The sequence below is a fragment of the Streptomyces sp. R21 genome, assembly GCF_041051975.1.
Classification (GTDB): Bacteria; Actinomycetota; Actinomycetes; order Streptomycetales; family Streptomycetaceae; genus Streptomyces.
Genome location: NZ_CP163435.1, coordinates 6,654,210 through 6,669,930, shown reverse-complemented (window position 1 = coordinate 6,669,930; position 15,721 = coordinate 6,654,210). Strand labels below are relative to the sequence as shown.

Below are 15,721 nucleotides of genomic sequence, written 5' to 3'. Positions count from 1 at the left end.
AGACGGCTCAAAAGGGATGTACGCCGACAGGGGTGGCCGGCAGCGGCCCGTATCCCTCGGCGATCCGCTGGTGGTAGGTCTCGCGGTCGATGACCTCCAGGCCGACGATCTCCCAGGGCGGGAGCTGGGCGGTCTGCCGGTGCTCGCCCCACAGGCGCAGCGCGACCGCGGCGGCGTCGTGCAGGTCGCGGGCCTCTTCCCAGTAGCGGATCTCGGCGTGGTCGTTCGCGTACCGGCTGGTCAGCAGAAAGGGGTGGTCGTGGGCGAGCTGCTCAAGGCCGCGCCTGACCTCCTTCAGCGGGGCCTCGCCGCCGGAGACGCTCAGCGTGACGTGCCACAGGCGTGGCTGGTCCGCGGGTTCCTCGCGCTCGTACGAGTCCCCGGCCGCGACGCTCATCAGGGCACGCTCCTCGCCGGCCGCACGGGAGGCGCCACCGCGCGCCCCAGGGCGCACTCGTCTCACGACGGCCTCCTTTTCGCAATGGTCGTGCCGAAAGTCCCTGCAACAAAGTTGAGCAGGTGGGGCGCTCTCGTGTGGTGGTTTTGCCGAACGTCCCCCTGGCGGGGGCCCCGGAATCAGCCGTTACGGATGCCGCGGGCGGCGCTTTGACAGGTGTTCACGGGTGCAGGAGCACGAGGTCGTCCCTGTGTACGACCTCTCGTTCGTACGCGGGGCCCAGCTCGCGCGCCAGCTCCCTGGTGGAGCGGCCGATGAGCTGGGGAATCTCCTTGGCGTCGAAGTTGACCAGGCCGCGGGCCACGGCCCGGCCCGCGCTGTCGCGCAGCTCGACGGGGTCGCCCGCAGCGAAGTCGCCCTCGACGGCCGCGATGCCGGCGGGCAGCAGCGAGGTGCGCCGTTCGACGACCGCGCGCACCGCGCCGTCGTCCAGCGTGAGCGCGCCCTGCGGGGTCGAGGCGTGCTGGAGCCAGAGCAGCCGGTCGGCGGAGCGCTTGCCCGTGGGGTGGAAGTACGTGCCCGTGTCCCGGCCCGCCATGGCATCGGCGGCGTGCACGGCGCTGGTGAGCACCACGGGGATGCCGGCCTCGGTCGCGATCCGGGCCGCCTCGACCTTGGTGACCATGCCGCCGGTACCGACACCGGCCTTGCCCGCGCTGCCGATCTCGACGTGCGCGAGGTCCTCGGGGCCGCGCACCTCCGCTATCCGCGACGTACCGGGCTTGCTGGGGTCACCGTCGTAGACACCGTCCACGTCGGAGAGCAGGACCAGCAGGTCGGCGCGGACGAGATGGGCGACGATCGCCGCGAGGCGGTCGTTGTCGCCGAAGCGGATCTCGTCCGTGGCGACCGTGTCGTTCTCGTTGACGACCGGAAGGGCACCCATCGCGAGGAGCTTGTCGAGGGTGCGCGAGGCGTTGCGGTGGTGGGCGCGGCGGCTCATGTCGTCGGAGGTGAGCAGCACCTGGCCGACGCGGACGCCGTGGCGGGCGCAGGAGGCGGTGTAGCGGGCGACCAGCAGGCCCTGGCCGACGCTGGCGGCGGCCTGCTGCCGGGCGAGGTCCCGGGGGCGGCGGCGCAGTCCCAGCGGAGCGAGGCCGGCGGCGATGGCACCGGAGGAGACGAGGACGATCTCCCGCTCGCCGCCGCTGCGGCACTTGGCGAGGACGTCGACGAGGGCGTCGACGCGGTCCGCGTCCAGGCCGCCCGAAGCCGTGGTCAGCGAGGAGGAACCCACCTTGACGACGATCCTGTGCGCCTGCGCCACAGCCTGCCTTGCCCCTGCCACCTGCGGTGTGTCCCCTCGTGTCGATGTGTGTCGATCCGGCTCACCCGCACGGCAATCTACGCGAAGCGGCACGTGTGACGCCTGTCGGTCCACAGGGCGGACGGGCGCCGCTCCCGCCGCTTCGGTCGGATGAAACGACCAAAGTGCCGTCCATCGCGTGTCGTTGGAAGGTCGGCGGGCGTTAACCCGGACGCCCGCCCCGGACGACCGAGGGCGCGCTCCCGCACACGCACAGCACCTTGGAGTGACCGCAGTGCCCACACGCCTCCCCCACCGGCAGACCGCGGTGAGAGCGCTCATCACGGCCCTCCTCGGGGCCTCCTTCGCCGTCCAGGTCACCGCCGCCCTGCTCCCGCACGCGATGCTGCTCGTCGCGGCGACGGGCGCGGGGCTGGTCACCGAGGCCGCGCTGTACCGCTGGCAGCGTTCGATGGCCTCGGCGTTCGCGAAGTCGCACGCGGACGTCACGGTCCGGCAGGTGGTGCGGGACCTCCTGCTCGTGGTGGGCCTGCTCAGGATCGAGGAGCAGGACCAGGAGGCGCGCTGCACGCCCCTGCTGGCCGGCCTGCTGCTGTTCTACGTGCTCCACTTCGCGATCCAGGCGGCCTCCGTCCTGGTCCGCCGCACCCGGACCCTCCCGGTGCTGACCCGCAACATCGACGCCTCGGCGCTGCGGCTGTCCCCCGCGCCGCCGGCGCTGCTGCTGCGCCGCCCGGGCCACCGGCTGCCGGTCTTCGGACTGCCCGCCACGGCCGGACTGCTGGCCATGGCGGCGACCGACGACCGGCGGCTCGCGGCGACCGGGATCGCGCTGTCGGTGGGGCTCGCGGCCGTCGGCCTCGGCGAGCTGCTGCTGCGGCTGCTGCCCGGCCGGAAGCCCGCCTCCGAGCAGCAGGTGCTCGACTGGTTCGACGCCTGGCTGGCCGAGTACCGCCCGACCGTCGGCCTGTACTTCTCCGGCGGCGCCTCGTCGGCGTACCAGGCGAACATGTGGCTCCAGCCGCTCGCGCAGCTCGACGGGCGCCCGCTGATCGTCCTGCGCGAACGCTTCATGCTGCAGAAGCTCGCGGCGACGGACATCCCCGTGGTCTGCCTGCCCAAGGTCTCGACGCTGATGCGCCTGGAGCAGTCGACGCTCCGGGTCCTCGTCCACCCCTCGAACTCCGGCAAGACGTCGCAGGTGCTGCGCATCCCCACGATCCAGCACACCTTCGTCAACCACGGTGAGAGCGACAAGCTTTCCTCGTGCAACCCGTATGCGAAGGCGTACGACGAGGTGTGGGTGGCCGGTCCCGCGGCGCGCGAGCGTTACGCGCTGGCGGACGTCGGCGTGGAGGACAAGGACGTGGTGGAGATCGGCCGCCCGCAGCTTGCCGCGATCCGCCCCTACGACGGCCCCCCGGCCGGTCCGTTCACCACCGTCCTGTACGCCCCCACCTGGGAGGGCTGGGACAGCAACCCCGGCAACACGTCGGTGGCCCTGGCCGGCGAGAACCTCGTACGGCGGCTGCTGGCGGACCCGGGCGTACGGCTGCTGTACAAGCCGCATCCGCTGACGGGATCGGTGGATGGGGCGGCCGGGGCGGCCGACCTTCGCATCCGGGAACTGATCCGCGCGGCGAACCGGGAGCGGGCGCAGGCGCACCCCCGCCCGGAGGCGGCCGCGGAACTGGCGCTGCGGACCCGGGAGTTGGACCGTCTCACCACGTCCGCTTTCCGTACGAGCGCGGACCATGTCGAGCGGATGCTCCTCCAGTCCGTCCCGCAGCCGGGCCGCGGCGACGCCGTCCGGGCGGCCACGACCGCCTGGGAGGAGGCGTACTGGGCCTCGCTCCCCGACGGCGAGCACCAGGTCGTCACGGACGCGCGCCCCACCATCTACGACTGCTTCAACCGCGCCGACCTGCTGATCAGCGATGTGTCGAGCGTGATCTCGGACTACATCGCGAGCGAGAAGCCGTATGCGGTGGCGAACACCAGCGGGCTGCCCGAGGACGCGTTCCGGGAGACCTTCCCGACGGTGCGGGCGGCGACGGTCCTCACCCCGGACGCGTCCGGCGTTCCGGCCTTGCTGGCTGCCGTACGCCATCCGGAGCGGGACGAACTCGCCGGTGCGCGGGCCGAGTTGAAGCTGCGTCTGCTGGGTCCTGCCGAGCCGTCCTCGCAGGTGCGTTTCAACGCGGCGGCCGAGGCGCTGTACGCGGCGGCCGTCGAGCACCGGGAGCGGGCCGCGGCGCGTACGGGCGGCGGGATCCCGGGGCCGCGGACGAGCCTGGACCCGGCCGAGCCGCAGGACGCGGCTGTGCGGGCTCCTGCCGAGTGAGGCGGGCGCTCACGCCGCCCGCAGCGGTCCCAGCACCCTGCGGGCCGCCCGCCGCAGCCGCGGGAGGGAGGCCCTGCGGGGCTTGAAGCCCTCGATGGTGACCGTCTCCTGGGTCGTCGGGACGTACCAGCTGTCCGGGACCCCGGCGGCCCGGTCGCGGAAGTGCGGGTAGCCGAGGTAGGCCTTGCGGCCGCGGGCCTCCAGGTGCACGACGGGGGTCTTCTTCGCCTTGATGAACTCCAGTACGCCGACGAGGAGATCGGCCCGGCCCTGGGCCACCAGGTGCAGCCGCAGCCGCTCGTGCACCTTGAGCCGGCCGGCCACGGCCTCGTTCCAGTACGCGTCCATCAGCGGCTTCGCCAGCTCCAGCTTGTGGCGCCGTACCTTCTCGCTCTGCTTCAGGAAGCCGGTGCCGAACTGCGGGAGCAGGGTGACGATGAAGGGGCGGACCATCAGGTTGTCGCGGCGCGGGCCCGCGGGCAGGTGATCGGCTATGAGGTGCATCAGGGCGCGGGCGGAGTCGAAGCGGTGGGTGTAACTGCCGCTCTTGGTCGCGTGTTTGCCGTCCTCCCGGCCGACCAGGTAGTAGCACTCGTAGTCGGCGATCACCGAGACGCCGTCGGCGCGGAGGTAGGCCTCCATCGTGAACAGCGCGTCCTCGCCGGTCACCAGCGACTCGTCGAAGATCATCCCGTGCCGGGTGAGCAGGTCGCGGCGGAAGAGCTTCTGCGCGCTGAGGGTGAACTTGATCTTCGAGGAGAACACGTCCGTACGGGGCAGGTTCTTGCCCCACATCGACTGCGGGGCACCGCGGTTGACGCCGACGACCTTGCCGAGCACCACGTCCGTGCCGTTCTCGTCGGCCATGGCGACCATGCGCTCCAGTGCTTCCTCGCCGAGGTGGTCGTCCGCGTCGAGAAAGAACACATAGCGCCCGCGCGCCTTGCCGAGGCCCACATTGCGCGGGCCGCTGGGGCCGCCGGAGTTCGGCTGCCGGAGCACGGTCACCGCCATGGCGGCGCGCTCCGCGAACTCCTCCAGGTACTCCCCCGTACCGTCCGTCGATCCGTCGTCGACGGCTATCACTTCGAACCGCGACGGATCGAGCGACTGCGCCTCGACCGACTCCAGGCATTTCACCAGATACGGCATCGCCTCGTACGCCCCGATGACCACACTCACATCAGGCTGCGTGACGGTCACAATCTTCCCCCTAGTCATGGAACATTTCCCCCGTATCACCTCAATCGCTACCTGGAAGACGGTGGAAGGTACGTACTGGTTGCCTATGCGTACTCAAATGGTGAGGCAGGTCACAGATCACCCGCGGACAACGGGCGCGGACAGCAACAGGGCCCGGTTTTCGAGGAGTTGTCCTCGAAAACCGGGCCCTGTCGGCAGGTCCGGGCGGGTCAGCCCGTGATCACGTCGGCCTCCGCCGCCGTCGCGTCGTCGGCCACAGCGGCGGACGTGGCGTCCTCCGCGGCCGCGGCGCCGGTCTCCTGGCCGAGGTTGCGTACCTCGGCCTTCTGCGCCAGCTGGCGCACCGCGGTGTTGAACTGGACGATGGACGCCGGCTCGTCCGGGCCGAGCAGGTACTGCTTCAGCTCCTGGCGGTCGACGCCCAGCGGGTCGGCCGACGGGTCGCGGACCGCGCCCAGCAACTCGCCCAGCTCGGCCGCGCTGTTGGAGAGGATCACCGCGGCGCGCACCGCGGTGTTCTGCCGCTTGAACTCCTCGACACCCAGCTCGCCGGAGTCCGTCACCGCGTACGGCTTGCCGCTCGCGATGAAGTCGGAGACCACGGACGAGATGTCGGAGACCATCGCGTCGGAGACATTGAAGCAGTCGTACAGGCGCGGTTCGGCGCCCGTGATGACCCGGTGCTCCCAGACGGGGAAGGAGCGCCAGTAGGCGTCGTTCCACTCGGCGCGCAGCCGGGCGATCTCGGCGTGCTTGGCCACGTCGACCAGCCCGTCGCGGGTGGCCTCCGCCTCGTCGCCCTTCTCGGCCGAACCGGACAGCTCGGCGATACGCGCCTCGATGCGCGTCAGCTCGGCCTTGGCCTGCGTCTGCGCGGCGGCGTCGGCGCGGTGGGCCGGGTCCCCGGCGCGCGCGGCGGCGGCCTTCTCGACCAGGGCGATGATGCGCTGGTTGGCGGCCTTGGCCTCGGCGCTGACCGTGCCGGTGAAGGGGTGCGGCTTGTACAGGACGCGGACCGGCGGGTCGGCCTGCACCAGCTGGTTCACGATGTTCTCGCCGGCGAGAACGATCGAGGTGTTGCCGGGGTTGCCGTCCCAGCCCTCCCAGGTCGGCGCGTACAGGAAGGTCGGGCAGTGTCCGTCGGCGGATCCGTCGCGGGGGCCTTCCGGCACGCCCTGCCACGTCTGGATCGGCGCGAGCTGCGGGCGGCCGACCTCGGCGATGTCCTCGTCACGGACGCCGACGTCGGCGATGGCGTAGCGGTCGCGGCCGGCCCGGCCCGCGGTCCACACCTCGTCGTAGACCTTGCTGTACGGGTTGACGCTGGCGAGCTTGTCGCTGTCGCCGTGGCCGATGAAGACGTGCTTCATGGTCGGCACGCGCAACAGGTGGATGTTCTTGCCGACGTTCGCCGCGTACAGCGCGACCCGCACCGTGGACAGGTCCATGTTCATCAGGTGCACCCCTCCGGGCACGCAGATGACGGGGACCGTGGTGGGCGCCATGTTGTTCAGGATGGCGCGCTCGCGAAGGATGATCAGCGGACGGGTGTCCAGCTGCTCCATCGTCTCCAGCCACATGTTGACCTGGTACGCCGAGTCCTTGGAGCCGGAGAAGTACAGCACCGTCTCCGGCTTGTACTCGCCCAGCCAGTCGTCGACGGCGGCGAGGACCTTCTCCGCGTTCGGCGGGATCTTGCTGCCGCGGACGTACGGCACCAGGGCGGCGACGTACAGCGTGCCGAGGACCAGCGTGACGCCGATGCCGATGAAGCCGGCCACGGCCGAGTCGGTGGCGCCGGAGATCAGCAGGCCGACGACCGCGGCGACGTCGAGGTGGAGCATCTTCTCCGCGGAACGGTGCAGCAGGCGGCGCGGCGGGGCGTCCGGGATGCGGACCCGGGAGGCCAGGTCGACGTTGCGGGTGGCGACCGGCATCCGGCGGCGGTTGCGGATCAGCTGCACCAGCGCGCCGTGCGGGGCCTGGAGGCCGTAGGACGCGATGAAGCAGGCGATGGCCCCGTAGAAGATCAGGCCGTCGGAGAGGGAGAGCCGGGCCAGCAGCAGGACCAGCAGCAGCTGCCGGATCAGGAAGCGGATGGAGAGACCGGCCCGCACCTTGCTCAGGCGGTTGATCAGATAGCTGCCCTTGCGGTGCAGATAGTGGTCCGCCAGGTACGTCACTGCGGCGGCGGCCGCGAAGGCGGGGACGCTCGGGACGAGCGCGGCCAGCATGAGCGCGGGGAAGCCCAGGATCATGAGGACCGCCGCGGCCAGCTGTGCCGCGCTGCCCACCCGGGCAACGCGTATAGCGGTGGAAATCACGGAGAAACCTGCTCTTGAGGGGTGGGTGCCGGTTTTCGCACGGAGAACCCTTGAAAGAACCCGAAAAGGTCCCGAAAGGGCCTTGTGCACGATCTGCGATTTTACGGATTCAGGCCTCTGCGAATGCGCGGTGAACACGCAACCACAGAGGCCTGAATGACGGAAAACTATTCTTCGTTAATTATGCCATGCCGTCCTGGCGGTCCAGCACGGAGGCCAGCGCCGCCTCGAAGCCGGAGGCCTTGCCGGCGCCCGCCGTCGGGTCCTGCTGGCGGACGTCGATGACATGCCCGGTGAGCTCCGAAAGCAGCACGTCGAGCGAGGTGCGCGCGACGGCCTCGGAGGAGAGCAGGCTGCCGGCGGGCTCCTGGCCGAAGGCCTTGGTGCGCATGGGGGTGGCGGTGCGCTCCGGGTTGATGCAGTTCACCCGGATGCCGTCACCCGCCCATTCGTCGGACAGCGCCTGCGTGAGGTTGACCATCGCGGCCTTGGTCGAGGAGTACAGGCTGTACTCGGCGCGGCCGCGGGTGTAGCTGCTGGACGTGTACAGGAGCAGCTGGCCCTTGGTCTCGGCCAGGTACTTGTACGAGGAGCGGGCGATCTGCACCGGCGCCAGGTAGTTGACCTTCAGCGCTTCCTCGATGGTCGCGTTGTCCGTCTCGGCGAGCTTGCCGATGCGCAGCACGCCGGCGGTGTTGATCACGTAGTCGATGCGCCCGGTCTCGGCGTACGCCTGGGACAGCGCGTCGTCGACCTCCTCCGGGTTCTCGACGTGCGTGCCGGTGGTGGAGCGGCCCAGCGCGTAGGTCTTGGCGCCGAAGCTCTCGGCCAGCTCGGCGATGTCCTTGCCGATGCCGTACGAGCCGCCGAAGACGACCAGGGTCTTGCCGGTGAGCAGCTCGCGGTAGGCGGCCTCGTCGGCCTGCTCGGGCGCGGCGGTGGAGGCGAGCTGGAACAGCTTGTCGGCGATGAAGACGTCGACCGGCTGGGTGACCTTCATGTTGTACTCGTCGCCCGCCACGACGTTGATCGGCACGTCCGGCAGGTACTTGAGCACGACGGAGCAGTCGTCGGTGGCCTGGAAGTTCGGGTCGCCGGCCGCGACCTCGTAGGCGCGGCGGATCGTGGACAGCTTGAACGCCTGGGGCGTCTGGCCGCGGCGCAGCCGGGAGCGGTCCGGGATCTCGGTGATGAACTCGCCGTCCTCGCCGTGGGTGCGGGTCACGATGATCGTGTCCGCGGACGGGATGGCGACGTCGACGGCCTGGTAGCGGTCGAGGGCCGCGACACAGTCGTCGATCACGCGCTGCGACAGCAGGGGGCGCACGGCGTCGTGGAAGAGGACGTTGCGGTCCTCGCCCTCGGCCAGGCCTTCACCGAGGGCCGTGATGGCGCGCTCGGTGGTCTCGTTCCGCGTCGAGCCGCCCTCGATGATCCGGGTGACCTTCTTGAAGCCCGCCTTGGCGACGATCTTCTCGATGTCCGGCACATAGCCCGGGGCCATCAGCACGATGATGTCGTCGATCGAGTCGGCGTGCTCGAAGGTGGTCAGCGTGTGCTCGATGACCGCCTTGCCGGCGATCTTCAGCAGCTGCTTCGGGATCGACAGGCCCACGCGCTGACCGGTGCCGCCAGCCAGGATCACTGCGGTGGTACGGGGCTTGGCTATGTGCTCAGACACAGGTGACCTACCTTGGGACGTCAGGGAACCCGAGAATGGTCCCACTTTCGGTTACTGCAGTGCAAGGTGAGCGCCCTCTGCTGCATATGTGCGGGACACCAGTTATTCACCTTGTACGCTGGACGAATACTGTGACGCCGGACCGAATTGTCCAGGTTGCTGTGAGTAACTGCACACGTTGCACACCCGCCTGTACGCCGCATTCCACACCGGGTCACTTTCCGGTCACACCTTTCGCACCCGGGGCACACGCCCCGCACACGGTCACTTCCGCCTCAGCCGCCTGAGGGCACGGTGGCCGAGCACCCGGACGAGTTCCCCGGACGGCGTCTGGTGAACGGTCCGTCCGGCGGCGGGCCGCACCGGCACCTCGGCCGCGACGGCGAGCGCCCCGTACAGCGCCTGCGCGGCCACCTCCGGGGCGATCCTCGGTTCGTCGGACGGCCCGTCCGGGTCCGCGTCCCCGCTCACGGCCGGGGGCAGCGCGGACAGCAGCGCCGGGTCCCCGAGGAGCCGTACGCCCATGGCCGCGATCCGTCCGGCCATCTCCGCGCCGATTCCGGCGGCCGCCTCCAGCGCCCATACCGGCGTGACGATCCGCGCGTCGTCCGCCGCGGGGCGGCAGGCGTTCTTCATATGCATGACGGCGCCATTGCGCACCAGCTTGGAATACAGCTCGTCGGGAAGTCCGTTTCCACGGAACTCCATGTTGAGCCGGCGCAGCATTTCCGTCTCGGCGAGCGTGAGGGAGCGGTTGGCGGTGTCGGGCACGGGCGCCAGGAGACCGGCCGGGAGGCCGAGGAGGGTTTCGAAGATGCGCATGAGGCCGTCGCGGTCGCGGTCGTCGACCACGACGACGGTGGTGTTCCCGGGGCCGACGACCCGCGCCCAGCGCTCGACCAGCCGGTCGTGTCGGTGCCGCCGCCAGAAGCTGGGGTTCGGCTTCTCGTACGGCGCCTTGCGCAGCATGTGGTCGAGCCAGTCCTCGTAGCCCATGCGCAGGCCGTTCTGCACGTACTGCTGCCACTGCGAGGGCATGATCCGCGCCAGCGGGCGCAGCGTGATCAGGACGTGCACCCGGCCTGGGCCGAGGTCCTCCGCGATGCGGGCGATGGTCTCGTCGTCGGGCGCGTCGGCGAAGAACTCGCTGCTGATCACGGAGGTGCGCGGCCCGGTGGCGCGCACCAGCTCCGTCAGCCGCTGCCAGTGCCCCTCGGTCGGCTCGGTGTCGCCCATCATGCCGGGGAGTGCGCAGACCGCGAGGGCGGCTTCCATGGGGTGCCTGGTGCGGGCCGGGAAGGCGACGCCGCGTTCGGCCATCGCGTCCTTCGCGGCGAACAGCGCGCCCTGGATCGCCGTCGTCCCGGTCTTGTGCGGTCCGATGTGCAGGAGGCGGGTGCCGGCGGGCAGCGGGGCGGGCGCGGCCGTCTCGGGGGCTGCCGTGTCAGGTGTCGAACAGTCGGTCTCCATGGTCACGGGACGCTAAATCTCTCACCTGAGTCTTACCTGAGAACGCCCTGGGACGCGGATGAGTCCCAGGGCGTTCCCGTACGGCTGCTACGGCATCTGCGGCGTCACACCAGCCGTACGCCGGGCTTCCCCGCCTCGACCCGCAGCCGGGCCAGCGTGCTGGAGGCGGCGTCCGGCTGGAGCACGGTGTCGGCGACGCGGACCTGGGCGTCGATGCCGCCCGGCCGGATGTCGAAGAGGTGGTAGCCGCGGTGGGCGTCGATGAGCTTCCAGTGCGGGTTGTCCGCCATCCGGGGGTCCCACTCGGCGTGGAAGGCGGCCTGGTCCTGGTCACCGTTGCTGGAGATGGAGGTGCCGACGAACTCGGCGCCGACCACGCGGGAGTCCGGGTCGGCGTAGTCCTTCTTGAGGTCGCTGATCATCGTGAGGTGGCGGTCACCGGACAGGACGACGGGGTTGCGGATGCTCTCGAACTCGTCGAGGAGCGCGTTGCGTTCGGCCTGGTAGCCGTCCCAGGCGTCGTAGTACCAGAGTTTGCCGTCGCCGATCTGGAGGTCGGTCTCGGCCATCATGATCTGCGAGGCGATGAGGTTCCAGCGGGCCGGCGAGTCGTGCAGCCCGTCGAGCAGCCACTCCTTCTGCTCGGCGCCGAGCATGGTGAGCGAGGGGTCCTCGGCGTCCGCCTGGCTGGTCACCTGGTCGCTGCGGAACTGCCGGGTGTCCAGCACGTTGAGGCGGGCGAGGCGTCCGAAGTCCAGGCGCCGGTACATCTGGATGTGCGGGCCGTCCGGGATCGCGCTCGCCCGGACCGGCATGTGCTCGTAGTACGCCTGGAAGGCCGCGGTCAGCCGGGCCACGAAGGCGTCGTGCGACTGCTTGGCGGGGTCCTGCGGTATCTCGCCGGCCCAGTCGTTGTCGACCTCGTGGTCGTCGAAGGTGACCACCCAGGGGGCGCTGGCGTGCATCGCCGCCAGGTGCGGGTCGGTGCGGTACTGGGCGTAGCGGTTGCGGTACTGGACGAGGGTGTACGGCTCGTCGCTGCCCTCGTGGACGCGGGCGCCGGTGGTGGCGGGCTTGGACTCGTAGATGTAGTCGCCGACGAAGAGGACGAAGTCCGGGTCCTGGTCGAGCATGTCGGCGTACGGGGTGAAGTAGCCGTGCTGCCAGTTCTGGCAGGAGGCGAGGGCGACGCGCAGGGTGCCCTTGGAGCTGCGCGGGTGCGGGGCGGTGCGGGTGCGGCCGGTCGGCGAGAGCTGGCCGGAGGTGCGGAAGCGGTACCAGTACGCGCGGTCGGGGCGCAGTCCACGTACGTCGACGTGGACGCTGTGACCGAGTTCGGGGCGCGCCTGGGCGACTCCGCGCCGCACCGTCTTTCTGAAACGGCCGTCCTCCGCGATCTCCCACTCCACGGACACCACGCTGTCGGGCATACCACCCCCGTTCAGCGGGTCGGGGGCGAGCCGGGTCCACAGCACGATCCCGTCGGGCAGCGGGTCGCCGGAGGCCACTCCGAGGCTGAACACACCGTCGGGCAGCGGGGTTTCGGCGGCGCGGGCGGACGTCGGCAGCCACAGCTGGGCGGAGGCCGCGGCGCCGAGCACCGCCGCACCCGCGGTCAGAAAGCGGCGTCGATCGCGTGAGACTGCTCCGGTCATCGGCGAACTCCCTTGCGTCGGTTGCCTCTTGGACATCACGAGGCTCACATGAAGCAGCGGCCCGCCCCCTGAACGCAATAGGTCACGAGCATGACAAACAGGCAGACAGCACAAGACCCGCCACGGCACGGGAACTCGCCCCTGCCACAACGGGTCTGTCGGTCGATCAGCAGCCGGTCTTTAGTCGATCAGTGGTTGACCAGTCGTTTTCAGTAGCTGAACCGCGAGCCGAGCTTGGCGTTCGCCGCGACCATGCCGAGCGTGCCCGCGCCGAAGGTGAAGGAACCCGTCGGCGTGATCCCGGACGAGGTCGACTTGAACACCCACACCGAACCGGCGTTCGCGTTCTCGCCCGGGGCGCCGACGGCGAGTTCGGCGCGGCCGTCGTGGTTGGCGTCGATCAGCCGGGCGGACCGGCCGAAGGCGTCCTGGCTCTCCGCGGTGCCGGGCACGCCGGCGGTGTTCTGGCTGAACACCTTGGCGCCGGTGCCGGTGAGGCCGTTCGCGGTGCCGCGCATGGTGACGACGGAGCCGGCCTTCTTCGTGCCGTCGAAGCCCTCGCCGGGCACGCCGACGGACACGTCCGCGTAGCCGTCGCCGTCGATGTCACCGGCCGAGAGGGAGAAACCGAAGGCGTCGGTGCCGCCGTAGCCGTCCTCTCCCTCGGCGACACCCGGCACTCCGGGACTGTCCTGGTTGAAGGCCTTCGCCCGGGTTCCGGCAGGGCCGCTCGCGGCGCCGGGGATGTAGGTGATCATGCCGCCCTTGGCGAGCGGCACGTCGGCGTCACTGTCGGCACCGTCGCTGGCACGGCCCGAGATGATGTCCGCGTAGCCGTCCTTGTTCACGTCGCCGATGGCGAGGTGCTCGCCGCCCTGCAGCCATCCGGTGGCGCCGTCCTTGACGACGGTGCCGGAGGTGAGCCCCTGCGCCGAGCCGGGGTAGAAGAGGATGCGCCGGGCGTCCCACTCGTCGCCGTCGTTGATCGCCACGGCGAGGTCGCCGAAACCGTCGCCGTTCACGTCACCGGCCGCCATGTCCAGGAATCGGTTGTCGTTGCCGGCCAGGGTGACGTCGCCGCCCCTGGAGCCGTCGCGTCCGAAGGGCCCCGACAGCACACGGAGGTTCTGGTAGGTGCCGTTCGTGACGACGTCCTGGGTGTGGTCGCCGTTGAAGTCCCCGGTCTCGACCTGGCTGCCGACGATGTCGTACGACCCGGCCCCGTTGAGCAGGGTCGACCCGCCCGAGAGTCCCCCGGCGCCGCCCCAGATCACCGCGAGGGAGCCCGCGTCGGTGATCGTGCCGACGTCCTCGCCGGAGGCGCCGACGATCAGGTCCGCGTAGCCGTCCTTGTCCAGGTCGGCCGTCGCGAGGGCGCTGCCGAAGTTGTCCCCGGCCTCCGCGATGCCGGGTATGCCTGTGGTGCGCTGGCTGATCACCTGCTTCGTCGAGGTCTTCAGCCCGGTCGCCGAGCCGTACACGACGGCCACGTATCCGGCCTTCGCCTTGCCGCCGACGGTCGCGTCGGGTGCCGTGACGGCGAGGTCGGAGTAGCCGTCGCCGTTGAAGTCGTCCTGAAGCTTGGCCGTGGTGGCCGTGGTGGCCGTCGTGGCCGTGGCGCCGGCCGCCGCGTGGGCAGCGGGGACGGCCGCAGCTCCGGTGACGGCCAGGGCGACGGCCAGGCCGATGCGCCATGCTCCCGTGCGTGCGTTCATCTGTACTGCTCCTGTTCGTGTGGGTACTTGGTCGCCGTCGGTCCGCGGCCGTCAGTCCGCGATCGAGGCGCCGTAGCGGGCCCCGGTCGAGGGCAGGCCCATGGTGGCCGCGCCGAAGGAGAAGGACCCGCTGGAGGTGATGCCGCCGGAGGTCGCCGAGAAGACCCAGAGGGAACCGTTGCCGGCGTTCTCGTCCGGGTCGCCGACGACCAGGCCGTCCTTCTTGTCGCCGTTGCCGTCGACCAGCGCGGTCTCGGTGCCGAAGCGGTCCAGCTTCTCGGCCGTGCCGGGCACACCGCTGGTGCTCTGGCTGAAGACCTTGGCACCGGTGCCGGTCAGACCGCCCGCGCCGCCCCGCAGCACGAGCACGCTGCCCGCGTCCGTGATGCCGTCGAAGTCCTCGCCCGGCAGTCCGGTCGCCACGTCGAGGTAACCGTCGCCGTTGGTGTCGCCGATCGACAGTCCGGAGCCCATGCCGTCGCGGCGCTCGCCCGCACCCGGCACTCCCGTGGTGTCCTGGTTGATCCACACCGGCTTGCGGGTGGTCGAGACGCCACCCGGGCCGCCGTAGACGACACCCAACGCGCCGCCCTTGGTGGGCAGTTCGAGGTCGCTGTCGTAGCTGTCGGCGGAGTGGCCGACGACGATGTCGCCGTAGCCGTCCTTGTTGAGGTCGCCGATCGCGAGGTCCTCGCCGCCGATGAGGCGGCCCGTGCTGTCCTTCAGATAGCCCTTGTCGGTGAAGCCGGTGGCACCGCCCGTGAGCAGCGCGACACCGCGCGAGTCCGACTCCTCGGTGGAATGGGTGCGCACGGCGAGGTCGGCGATGCCGTCGCCGGTCACGTCACCGGCCGTGACCTGGTCGGCGACGTCGAAGGGGTCGGAGTCGACACGGAAATACGTGGTCCTCGTCGCGGGACGGTCCGGGGTGATCGGACCGTGCTGTACGGCGCCTTCCGCGACCGGGGACGTCTGGCCGTACTCGCCGCCGTCCTGGCCGTCCGAGGTGGCGTCGACGCCCAGCCGCACCAGGTCGACGTGCTTGTCGCCGTCGACGTCCGCGACCGTGAAGCCCCGCATGTGCATCGCGTCGGGCAGACCGGTCACCACCTGCGGCTGGCTCGAAAGCCCCTTGGGGCCGCCCCAGTTGACGACCACGAAGTTCCCGGCATCGCCGTCCATCGGCGTCCAGCCCACGGACGACAGCAGATCGGCGTAGCCGTCCTCGTTGAGGTCCGCGCTCTGCAGTCCCGACCCGTACCCGGACTCCGGGTTGTCGCTGTTCGTACGCCCCGACCAGGTCAGCAGCTGCTTGCGCGAGGTCGACAGGCCGCCGGACGAGCCGTACAGGACGCTGACCGCACCGGCCTTCGGCACGCCGGCGAGCGGGGTGCTGGGCGCCCCGATCGCCAGATCCGGATAGCCGTCACCGTTGAAGTCGTCGTGCAGGTGCTTGGTACTGGGTGTCGTCGAAGTGCCGTCCGTGGTGGCCGCGTTGACGACGGGCACGGACAGCGCGCCGGCGGCCAGCGCGATGCCCGTACCGAGGGCGAGCCGTCTGCGACGGGAGAGCGGGGAACGGCGGTGCTTGCGCATGGGGCTCCT

At 70.6% G+C, this 15,721-nt stretch carries 10 protein-coding genes; 1 reads left to right on the top strand and 9 read right to left on the bottom strand.

Annotated features, from left to right (window positions below):
- Positions 1-7: 7 nt before the first annotated feature.
- Both AB5J56_RS29710 and proB read right to left on the bottom strand, forming a co-directional pair.
- A complete protein-coding gene (locus AB5J56_RS29710; protein WP_369242882.1) occupies positions 8-454 on the bottom strand; it encodes a hypothetical protein in 447 nt (148 codons plus the stop codon).
- A gap of 163 nt (positions 455-617) precedes the next feature.
- Positions 618-1,745: a glutamate 5-kinase gene (gene proB, locus AB5J56_RS29705; RefSeq protein WP_369236809.1), complete on the bottom strand. Its 1,128-nt coding sequence runs from the start codon at positions 1,743-1,745 to the stop codon at positions 618-620.
- Positions 1,746-2,106: 361 nt separating this feature from the next.
- Here proB and AB5J56_RS29700 point away from each other — a divergent pair, with 361 nt between their 5' ends.
- Complete coding sequence (locus AB5J56_RS29700) at positions 2,107-4,068, top strand: hypothetical protein (protein ID WP_369242880.1); 1,962 nt, start codon at positions 2,107-2,109, stop codon at positions 4,066-4,068.
- Between the two features lie 9 nt (positions 4,069-4,077).
- Here the strand turns inward: AB5J56_RS29700 and AB5J56_RS29695 are convergent, their stop codons facing one another.
- The 7 genes from AB5J56_RS29695 to AB5J56_RS29665 all read right to left on the bottom strand — a co-directional run bounded on the left by AB5J56_RS29695 (position 4,078) and on the right by AB5J56_RS29665 (position 15,712).
- The gene (locus AB5J56_RS29695; RefSeq protein ID WP_369236807.1) at positions 4,078-5,271 is read right to left on the bottom strand and encodes a glycosyltransferase family 2 protein; all 1,194 of its coding nucleotides are present in this window, start codon (positions 5,269-5,271) and stop codon (positions 4,078-4,080) included.
- Positions 5,272-5,480: 209 nt separating this feature from the next.
- Positions 5,481-7,595: a hypothetical protein gene (locus AB5J56_RS29690; protein ID WP_369236804.1), complete on the bottom strand. Its 2,115-nt coding sequence runs from the start codon at positions 7,593-7,595 to the stop codon at positions 5,481-5,483.
- 181 nt (positions 7,596-7,776) lie between these two features.
- Positions 7,777-9,276, bottom strand: a complete 1,500-nt coding sequence (locus AB5J56_RS29685) for a D-ribitol-5-phosphate cytidylyltransferase (protein ID WP_369236802.1) — start codon at positions 9,274-9,276, stop codon at positions 7,777-7,779.
- Between the two features lie 264 nt (positions 9,277-9,540).
- Positions 9,541-10,746 (bottom strand): hypothetical protein, encoded by a 1,206-nt coding sequence (locus tag AB5J56_RS29680; RefSeq protein ID WP_369236800.1) that lies wholly within the window; start codon positions 10,744-10,746, stop codon positions 9,541-9,543.
- Between the two features lie 104 nt (positions 10,747-10,850).
- Positions 10,851-12,401, bottom strand: coding sequence for an alkaline phosphatase (locus AB5J56_RS29675; protein ID WP_369236798.1), 1,551 nt, complete (start codon positions 12,399-12,401; stop codon positions 10,851-10,853).
- 209 nt (positions 12,402-12,610) lie between these two features.
- Positions 12,611-14,116, bottom strand: a complete 1,506-nt coding sequence (locus AB5J56_RS29670) for an FG-GAP repeat protein (RefSeq protein ID WP_369236796.1) — start codon at positions 14,114-14,116, stop codon at positions 12,611-12,613.
- 51 nt (positions 14,117-14,167) lie between these two features.
- Positions 14,168-15,712, bottom strand: a complete 1,545-nt coding sequence (locus AB5J56_RS29665) for an integrin alpha (protein WP_369236794.1) — start codon at positions 15,710-15,712, stop codon at positions 14,168-14,170.
- Between the last annotated feature and the right edge of the window lie 9 nt (positions 15,713-15,721).